This window comes from Mesorhizobium sp. M4A.F.Ca.ET.020.02.1.1 (assembly GCF_004022645.1).
Lineage (GTDB): Bacteria > Pseudomonadota > Alphaproteobacteria > Rhizobiales > Rhizobiaceae > Mesorhizobium.
The window spans coordinates 1-7,742 of the sequence record NZ_RZOI01000239.1 but is presented as its reverse complement, the minus strand read 5'-3'; the positions used below and the strand labels follow the sequence as shown (position 1 = coordinate 7,742).

The window sequence follows — 7,742 nt, the reverse complement described above, 5'->3', positions numbered from 1 at the left end:
GACTACAACACCGCGCGGCCGCACTCCCAAAGCGCCTGGCAGACACCGACCGAGTTCGCCACCACCTTCAATCCGCGACGGTCGCTCGCGCTGCGCTATGCCAAAGGCTCCGCGCCAGCGCCCGTCGCTTTACCCGCCCAGCAGGACACGACCCACGCCGGAAATGAACCCAAAACTAGATAAAAACCGGGGGCAAGGTCACCTGTGATTCAAGCGGAGAGGAGGAACACACGCCAATTCTCCCAGTCCGACCAGACGCTCAAGGCGATTTCGGCCGCCTCGCAGATGGGCGGCGACATCGACGTGCTGGTGGCTGGCAACGGCGTGATAGCGGGCGCCGACGCAGCCGCTAGGCTGAAGGGCTTGCGCAAGGTGCGACTGGCCGAGGCTGACGAATTGGCCGAACGCCTGGCCGAGCCGCTTTGCGACATCATCGTCGATCTCGCTGGCGGCTACGACGCGCCGGTGGCGCCCGCAACTTCCATGGGCAAGAACGTCATGGCGCGCGTCGCCGCGCTGCTCGACGTGATGCAGGTCTCCCACGTCCGATCTATGCAGACAATGCCAGCCAGACCGTGCAGTCCACCGACGCCAAGAGGTAGTGACGTCGCGCACGGCCTCCTTTCAGGCTGCCCCGGAGGAGGGCTCGGATTCCGTCGAGACGGGGCCTTTCCAGCTTCGTGGAGAACGAGCTCGCACAGCGACCGGCCGAAGCTGACCTCGGCCAAGATCATCATCTCCGGTGGAGGTGCGCTCGGCTCGGCGGAAAACTTCCAGGAGGTGATCGTGGCCGTCGCCGGCTGGCCGGCATGAAGATTCGAAAATCATCGTCGCCATCACAGGACGAGGAGACGCCGATATTCCAGGTCGCCGATTACGGCCAGGTCGCCGACCTGTTCCAAGCGCTCCCCGAACTCGAAAATGCGCTTTCATCATGGATATCCAGCATCAGCTATGTGGAAACAAGCCTTGAAGCAATATGCTCCAACAGTCTCCTGCCAGCCGCGGCCCGGGGAATCTTTATGAGCTTGTTCACTTTCCGCGTCGATTTCGGAGCGTTCAATGTGGCCATACCGAATTCTCAGCGCGATTACGCCACCTACCAACCCGCGGCAGCTGTAATGCCGGTGAGAATAGTCACCGCACGTATAAGCCGCTCTTGTCGCCATCGCCGGGCTTGAGTATTGGCTTCTGGTTTCCTTGCGTCGCCTGCGTGGGTAGATTTACGCCGCTATCCTATAGGAGGCCCGACCAGTCCGATCTCTCTGACTTGGGATGGATAAAGTAACTATGAAGCCTATTACCGGGCGCAGCCTGCATCTATCCGGAACATCCCAAGGCCGCGCCTGCTCACGCAGTCGCTCCGTCTCCTCGCAGGGCGGCGATTATAATGAACGTTTGGTCAGGCGATAATTGCCGGCCTGCACAGATTGAGATATCCGCTTTACCGTCACACAAGGGGGAAGGGTAGACGATTTCATACGCATAACTGCATGAAGAAAAGGTTTAAGGCCTATGACGCAAGATGAAAAGTTCGATTATGTCGGTTCGACAGCTACAAACGTCGCCGACGGCTTCACGATGGTTGCGGTTGGTGACCTCATGATGAGGCGGCCGGTAACTACGAATCAGCGCAACGGCCTCGGCCAAATTGTCGAAAGACTTCGGAATGCTGATGTCACATTCGGCAACTTGGAGACGAACATCTTCGACATCCGCGCGTTCAAGGGAAGCCCGCAGGCCGAGCACGGCGGTTCCTATCACGTCGGTCCACCGGAGCTTGGGCCTGAGTTGAAAACAATGGGATTTAACGCCCTATCTTTAGCAAACAACCATATACTCGACTGGGGGCTTGAAGGTATGCGCGAGACGGGCCGAGTGCTCGATCAGAATGGTATCATCTATGCGGGCGTAGGTGAAAATCTAGCCCATGCCGGTGCCGCCCGCTATCTCGAAACGGCACGTGGTCGTGTGGCGTTGGTATCGTTCGCTGCAACGTTCACGCCGATGTCGCGCGCAGGCGATCCGGCTGGAGAGGCGCCTGGCCGGCCAGGACTCGCCGCCCTTCGTTTAGCGAATAGCATTGTAGTCAAGCCGGAGATGCTCGCATGCCTCAAGCGGATACGTAATGAGTTGCCCGACCCCCTGTACGGTGAGGAGGAAGACCAAGTCGTGCTCGCCGGGACGACATTCAAGACAGGCGACATAGTCGGCTATAGCTTCGAACCCAACCCGCAAGATGTCGATGACATTCTACGAAACGTTCGCGGAGGCAAGCAGTACGCGGACTTCTTAATCGTCAGTAACCACGGTCATGAGCCGGGCGAATGGAGTCAGGAGCCGCCCGATTACGAACAGTCATTGGCGCGTAGGCTGATTGATGCCGGGGCTGACGCATATGTCGGGCACGGACCGCACCGGTTGCGAGGCATCGAGATCTATAAGGGCCGGCCAATCTTTTATAGCCTGGGGCATTTCGTCTTCGACAACCTTCAATCGGTCCAGGGAGCTGACTACTTCGCCCAGTACAGAAAAGATCCTCGGGTCGACACGGTTGCTGAGTTGCTGGCCGAATCGATGAAAGATTGGCCCCGCGTCGATGCTCTCGAAAAAGAGCCTCCAAGCAAAGAGGTCTTCTATGAAAGTATTTTTACCATCAGCCGATTTGAGCAAAATCAGCTCGCTGAACTGAGGCTCTTTCCGGTCGTACTTGGCTACCCGGAAAGGTTAGCTAACAGGGGGGTGCCTCGTCTCGCGCCCAGGCCAGAGGCAGAAGCCATTCTGGAGCGTCTGCGGAGGCTGTCAGAGCCATTTGGGACCCATATCACCATCGAGGATGGTGTTGGCATCATTAGAGTAAGCGACAGTTCGCCGCGATAGTTCCGTCCCTAGTGGTCGCTCCATGATTGATCTTAGGGCTCCATGGTCGCCATCAGGGGCCTTTGCCCTGCGCCTGAGCTTCACGCAACTTCAAGCGCCAGGCGATACAGTGAGGTTTTGGCTCAGCTCAGCCCTTTCAACCCTTCGAAATCTGATAGCGGAAGGATTTCCATTCATGACAACGCAAGCGACGCGCTCTTTGGGAATCTTGGGCCTCGAACCTGCCCCGCTGGTTACGCCAGAACCCCCCGGAGCAGTACTGCATCCATCCAACTTCGAGTTCCCGCTCATCTCCGAAACGGTCGCGGGAGCTTGGGCGGAGAACGTCTCCCGCGGGGATCCAGCGCTCGAGGCGGCCTGCATCGCTGCGGCGCGGCGCCTCGTCGAGCGTGGTGCAGTCGCGATATCGTCGGACTGCGGCTTCTTTATCCGACACCAGGCTGCGGTGGCTGCGGCGGTGAATGTACCGGTGGCATTGTCGAGTCTGCTCTTGCTGCCGACGTTGCTTCGCCAGCTGCCTTCGCCAGCCAAGATTGCCGTACTAACCTTCGATTCGACACGTTGCACCGAAGATCTGCTTGGAATCGATGATCCAGTCGAGCGATCACGAATTGCTATCGGCGGCATCGAAGGTAGCAATTACTGGCATGACAGCCATCAACCTACGCCGCCTCCCGTCGATGTAGATGCGCTCAAAAAGGATGTCACCGCCAGCTTGGCGCGTCTCCGCGACGCGCATCCTGACATCGCGATGATCCTGCTCGAATGCACCGGATTCCCGAGGGTAGCGCCAGCGATCCGTCATTCCACTAAGCTTCCCGTGTACGACATCACGACCCTATGCCGGATGACGTACGCCTCAGTTGCCTAACTCCCAACCAGGCTTCTCGGGCGAAAGGAGCCGGACGACGGAGAATGCCGCGGAAGGAGAGTAGTCTTTGCGCAAAGGCTTCATAGCACTCAAACAAGCTATACGATTCTTGCCGGTTATAGGACTCGCAGACAATGAAGAAGTACGACAGTTTCCATCTTACTGCCTCTGATCCATCACCCATTAGTGTAATCAGCGGGGATATTGACAGCGACTTCTTCATTGTTTGTGAGCACGCTGGCCGGGAAGTGCCGAAATGCCTCGGCAACCTCGGAATTGATCCCCGAGAAATGGATCGGCATATAGCGTATGACGTCGGAGCAGAGGCAGTATCGAGGAGACTCAGCGCCTCTAACAGCGCCACTCTATATGCAGCGATATAGCAGACTCGTTCATTGATTGGAATCGCCCGTTCCACGCCGAGGACTCCATTCCAGAAACTAGCGACGGCACTGAGATCCCTTGCAACTTCACTCTCACGAAGGAAGCGCGGAGCCTCCGCTGCGAAAAGATTCATCGGCCATTTCACGACGCCATTTCTGCAGGTCTTGATCGCGCACAGGCGCGAGGTCGAAGGCCAGTTCTCCTGAACATTCATAGCTTTACACCGGTGATGAGGCAAACAGGCGAAATCCGCAGCATCGAACTCGGTTGTTGCTTCAACAGGGATGATCGGCTTGCGAAAGCCATGCTGACCGATGTCCAAACTGCCTATCCAGAGGTAGTAACTGCTTTGAACGTTCCATACGCAGTTAATGATATCGGTGACTACACTATACCTATGCACGGAGAGCGAAGGAATATTCCCCATGTGCTCCTTGAAATCAGGAATGACCTCATTTCGGACGAGCCTGGGCAAGCACAGTGGGCTGAAATTGTTGCGCATGCGGCCAAGGCTGCCGTGAAGAATTTGTAAGTTGGCGCCCTAGTGCGTCGGCGACATGCGATTTTGCGAGCAGGTCATCTGACCATCGGGACTTGAGGTGATCGGGTGGATTTGTGCCGATAGCATTCCTCCACGATTTCAAACAGGCGGAAGTGCTGCTGGTCGGTGAGGCTGTGGGTTCCGAAGTGGTCGTAAACGAGCAGTTACACGCGGGTGAACTTTGTCGATGGGGCGGAAAAAGCGGCATCGAGGCGAGCGAGCGCCAGAACTTCGAGCAGGCGCGGCACGCGCCAATAGAGCACGGAATAATCGAGCCGTGCCGCCTGACGGCTGAAGGCGCAGGCAAACCATGGCTTTCCGGTGCCGGTCTGGCCCGTGAGACCATGTTCTCATGCGCCTTCAGTCATTCGCCTTAGGCGAGGCCATGATATTGCGCCGGTCGAGGCCGCACGGCGCGGGAACTCGATGTTCGCCATGCAGGCTTCGGAAGCGCAGCTTGGCTTAGAGGAGCCAAATCCTGATGGGCCTGTCGGCGCATTGCGATCTCGCGGTCGAGCATTAGGCCGAGCCACTCCTCGCGGCTGAGCTCTGTAGCGTTGCTGCTCAACCAGCTCCCCCAGGCAGCGGCCATGCCGACCAGCCCGAGGGTCTGCATCTGGTCGAGTGTCGGGTTGGTCACCGAGTAGATGGTCTTGTCAACCACATTGTAGTCGGGATGGACCTTCGCCGATTCCGTTCCGCGTATTCGAGCGGCATCGAACGCCCAACGTTTGCGCTCAGCGCCGCAGACCAATAACCTTAGTGTATGCCCGTCCGCTCCAAGGTTCGCTTCTGCTAGGACAGGAATTTCAGCCAGAAGCGCAGGCGATTCTTTGCGCCCGAACTCGAATCTCGCCTTTGTGCTCCCGCAGACTGCAAGTGGCGGGCGATGAAAGTTGCTGTGGATCGATTGGCGGTAGCACCCCACGACGTTGAGAGCCATGTAACGCTCTAGTTCCCGCATGTGTCAGTGCCGCGCGTCGGTTCGACTCATAGCTCCAGCGCGTTGCTGATTGTCGTTTTGGGCAGCAGGCGCAGCTTTCCCATCTAGTGTCCTGATCGCGTAATTCGTGCGAATCCTGCGTTGATTCGATTGGAGATGCAATGCATGGGACGAGTTGCTGCAACCATCGACTTGAGTGCCGAGGAACGCAAGGAGCTTGAAGGTCTGTCGCGCCGGCGGCGAACGGCGCAAGGTCTGGCGCAGCGGGCAGAGATTGTGTTGTTGGCGGCCGAGAGGCTTGAGAACAAAGTGATCGCGCAGCGCGTCGGGGCGGTTGAGAACACGGTCGGCAAGTGGCGACGCCGCTTTGCCCAAGATCGGCTGGATGGCCTCTACGATGAGCCGCGGCCGGGTCGGCCACGAGAGATCGGCGATGATGCGATTGCCGAGACGATCCGCCTGACACTGGAGGCGACACCGCGCGAAGCCACGCATTGGAGTCTGCGCTCGATGGCGCGCGCGGTCGACCATGCGCCATCGACGATCCATCGGATATGGAAAGCCTTCGGCCTTCAGCCGCACCGCGCAGAAAGCTTCAAGTTGTCGAGCGATCCTTTGTTTGTCGAGAAGGTGCGCGACATCGTCGGCCTCTACATGGCACCGCCCGAACACGCGCTGGTCCTGTGCGTCGACGAGAAGAGCCAGATCCAGGCGCTCGATCGCACCCAACCGGTGCTGCCGATGCGGCCCGGCCAGATCGAGCGGGGCAGCCATGATTACAAGCGCCACGGCGTGACGTCGCTGTTCGCAGCGCTCGATATCGCCACCGGACGCATTATCAGCAAATGCTATCCGCGCCACCGCTCTACGGAGTTCCGCCGCTTCCTCGACGAGATCGAAGCGGCGGTTCCTGAGGATCTCGACATCCATTTGGTCATGGACAACTACGCCACGCACAAGACGCAACCCATCCGCAACTGGTTCGCCAAGCGACCCCGCTGGCACGTCCATCTAACACCCACCAGCGCGTCCTGGATCAATCAGGTCGAGCGCTTCTTCGCCGACCTCACCGACAAGCAGATCAGGCGCGGCGTTCACCGCTCAACCGGAGAACTTGAAGCCGCCATCGAAACCTACATCAATGCTGTCAATGCCGATCCGAAGCCCTTCAGATGGACAAAGTCTGCTGCCGACATTCTCGCCTCCATCGAACGCTTCTGCCTCGCAACCCTCAAAACTGGCGACCAACAGGCTAAAATCGTCAGAACTTCGCCTTCGAATACGCCTGCGCCACGAACGACATCGAGCGCACGACCAAGGCCAAACATCCATGGACCAATGGCCAGGTCGAGAGGATGAACGGAACCATCAAGGATGCGACGGTCAAGCGCTTCTACTACCAGAGCCACGACCAGCTCCGTCGCCATCTCGCCGACTTCGTCACCGCCTACAATTTCGGCCGCAGGCTCAAGACCCTCAAAGGCCTCACACCCTATGAGTTCATCTGCAAGGCGTGGCTTTCCCAGCCGGAACGGTTTTCGCTCAACCCGCTCCAGCAAATGCCGGGACTAAACATCTAGGTGCCCCATTAGAAGCTCGATATGATCGCCGAAGTGCTGCTCGTCCGGCAGGTTGCGTATTTCGCAAAAGCCGGACAGAGGTTCCGCTAATTCCCGGACAGTGGTTTCGCTAATGTCGGGACAGTCTGGCGGCGTCGGTCCTTGGGTGCCTTGTTGCGTTCCTGGATGATTGATTTCGCCGTTTCCGGCGCCGGTCAAGAGGGGCGCGGCCTTTTGCTTTCGCATGCTGTCGCCCTGGAGCACGATGCGGTGGGCGTTGTGCACGATCCGGTCGAGAATGGCGTCGGCGACGGTGGGGTCTGCGATCAGGTCATGCCATCTGGCCACCGGGACCTGGGCGGTGATCAGGGTGGATTTGCGGCGATAGCGTTCCTCAACGATTTCGAACAGATGGAAGCGCTGTTGGTCGGTGAGGGTGTGAGTTCCGAAGTCATCGAGGATGAGCAGTTGCGCGCGGGTGAGTTTGTCGATGAGGCGTGGGAAGCGGCCATCGAGACGAGCGAGCGCCAAATCCTCGAACAGGCGCGGCACGCGCACATAGAG

Annotated in this window: 4 protein-coding genes and 6 pseudogenes; 7 read left to right on the top strand and 3 right to left on the bottom strand. The window is 58.5% G+C overall.

Annotation, left to right across the window (positions count from 1 at the left end; all coding sequences use genetic code 11):
• The 5 genes and pseudogenes from EN742_RS16540 to EN742_RS16520 form a co-directional block, all read left to right on the top strand.
• Positions 1-183, top strand: a pseudogene (locus tag EN742_RS16540) (IS3 family transposase); the annotation flags it as partial.
• 21 nt (positions 184-204) lie between these two features.
• Positions 205-929, top strand: a pseudogene (locus EN742_RS16535) (electron transfer flavoprotein subunit alpha/FixB family protein); the annotation flags it as partial.
• 586 nt (positions 930-1,515) lie between these two features.
• Positions 1,516-2,880, top strand: coding sequence for a CapA family protein (locus EN742_RS16530; protein WP_128333036.1), 1,365 nt, complete (start codon positions 1,516-1,518; stop codon positions 2,878-2,880).
• 175 nt (positions 2,881-3,055) lie between these two features.
• Positions 3,056-3,751 (top strand): hypothetical protein, encoded by a 696-nt coding sequence (locus EN742_RS38145; protein WP_189375377.1) that lies wholly within the window; start codon positions 3,056-3,058, stop codon positions 3,749-3,751.
• Positions 3,752-4,118: 367 nt separating this feature from the next.
• Entirely contained in the window at positions 4,119-4,667 is a 549-nt protein-coding gene (locus tag EN742_RS16520) for an N-formylglutamate amidohydrolase (protein ID WP_128333035.1), read from the top strand.
• A 173-nt stretch (positions 4,668-4,840) separates the two neighbouring features.
• Here EN742_RS16520 and EN742_RS16515 read toward each other — a convergent pair.
• Positions 4,841-4,957: pseudogene (locus tag EN742_RS16515) on the bottom strand (AAA family ATPase); the annotation flags it as partial.
• A gap of 92 nt (positions 4,958-5,049) precedes the next feature.
• The gene (locus EN742_RS40025) at positions 5,050-5,619 is read right to left on the bottom strand and encodes a hypothetical protein (RefSeq protein WP_281034968.1); all 570 of its coding nucleotides are present in this window, start codon (positions 5,617-5,619) and stop codon (positions 5,050-5,052) included.
• A 156-nt stretch (positions 5,620-5,775) separates the two neighbouring features.
• Between EN742_RS40025 and EN742_RS16505 the strand changes: the two are divergent.
• Both EN742_RS16505 and EN742_RS16500 read left to right on the top strand, forming a co-directional pair.
• Positions 5,776-6,840 (top strand): annotated as a pseudogene (locus EN742_RS16505) (IS630 family transposase); the annotation flags it as partial.
• A gap of 53 nt (positions 6,841-6,893) precedes the next feature.
• Positions 6,894-7,199 (top strand): annotated as a pseudogene (locus EN742_RS16500) (integrase core domain-containing protein); the annotation flags it as partial.
• A gap of 162 nt (positions 7,200-7,361) precedes the next feature.
• Here EN742_RS16500 and EN742_RS16495 read toward each other — a convergent pair.
• A pseudogene (locus tag EN742_RS16495) lies at positions 7,362-7,742 on the bottom strand (ATP-binding protein); the annotation flags it as partial.

What these genes read in the sequence shown, in the direction of transcription:
- EN742_RS38145 (WP_189375377.1), top strand. Translation starts at nt 3,056, where the DNA reads ATGACAACGCAAGCGACGCGCTCTTTGGGAATCTTGGGCCTCGAACCT.
- EN742_RS16530 (WP_128333036.1), top strand. Translation starts at nt 1,516, where the DNA reads ATGACGCAAGATGAAAAGTTCGATTATGTCGGTTCGACAGCTACAAAC.
- EN742_RS40025 (WP_281034968.1), bottom strand. Translation starts at nt 5,619, where the DNA reads ATGGCTCTCAACGTCGTGGGGTGCTACCGCCAATCGATCCACAGCAAC.